2 pseudogenes are annotated in these 1,332 nt (G+C 64.9%); both read left to right on the forward strand.

The window, feature by feature from the left end:
- Positions 1–755 (forward strand): annotated as a pseudogene (locus AC097L_RS24635) (hypothetical protein); the annotation flags it as partial.
- A 303-nt stretch (positions 756–1,058) separates the two neighbouring features.
- Positions 1,059–1,332: pseudogene (locus AC097L_RS24640) on the forward strand (pectate lyase); the annotation flags it as partial.

Consider the following 1,332-nt stretch of genomic DNA (forward strand, 5'->3'; position numbering starts at 1 on the left):
AATGCACGCCGCCTCTGCCGCTCACCACCACCTCGGCGGAGAGCGGTGAACTGGCCGTGGCCAGCAGCCTCCCGGTGGACGACGGCAGCTTCCCCGCCACCCGTGACGTGCAAACCCGCCTGGGCGCACCGCTCAACCTCATGGCCGCCGCCCACGTGGCCGCGCGCTTTCCGTTCATCAACCCGCTGGCGCTGGTGCAGCCCGTCTCGGGCTACGGCGAAACCGGCCACCTGGCCGATGGCGGCTACTTCGACAACAGCGGCGTGACCAGCACGGCCCACCTGTGGCACGCCATGCAGCAGGCCTTCAAAGATGCAAACCGCACGCCCCCCGAGCCCCTGCTGGTGCTGATCCGCAACGGCCAAAAGAAACCCGGCTGCGACAAGCCGCCCGACACCGGCCCCGAGCCCCGGTGCATCGTCTCCGACCTCAGTCCGCTCAGCCCGCCCGCCGAGCTGGCCCCGCCCGTGCTGCGCGAAAGCTGGGGCCTGTACGCCGACCTGCTCGGCCCGGCGGTGGCCGTGCTCAACGTGTCGGGCATCGGTGCCCATGGCCGCCTGCCGCCCGCCGAAATGCGCCAGGCCCTGGGCGAAGCGCAGCGCACCGGTCCCGCTGCCAGGGTGCTGTTGATCGACCAGCTCACCGACGCGCCGCTGGTGCCGCTGGGCTGGTATTTGCCGCCCCAGGCCCGCGATGCCCTGGACCAGCAGGCCGATGGCGTAGCCCAAGCGTTAAAAGAGGTTTACGGAAATTGATAAGCCAAATCGGCCTCTAGTGCTTATTCCATAAGCGCTGATAGCTATTAATAATAGAGCAAATGGCCCGCACTGGGCTCTGGGGCACACCCGCGTACCCCCATAGGCCTACGTGGCAAGCCTCTCATACGTTATCGCATAACTAAATTACGTTTCTCTTGCGCTATGGGGCCAAACCCATTGACTGTCTTTCAAGTAATTGCCCATAATTGCTGCGCCGTAGATGTATGACAACTGACGTTATATAACGTCAAGCGCCTGCGGCCCGACGAGCTCGGACACTCCAACTTCAAAGGCACCTCCATGCAGCGCAGACATTTCGGCATCTCGGCCATTTCGGCTATCTCGGTGGGCTCCCCCCTTTTACTGGCCGCGTGCGGCGATGGCGGCAGCGAGGTAGTTGCCGCGCCTACGCCGCAGGCCACCGCCTCGGCGGCCCTGAAGCGCGCCGCCACTTATATGGACGAGGTCGTCTCCTTCCGGGGCGGCTATGTGTGGTCGTACTCGCCCGACCTGACCCAGACTTTTGGCGAAATGGAAGCCAAGCGCACCATGCTCTGGCTGCAGCCACCGGGCA

This window comes from Rhodoferax sp. RT5P35, from assembly GCF_056521385.1.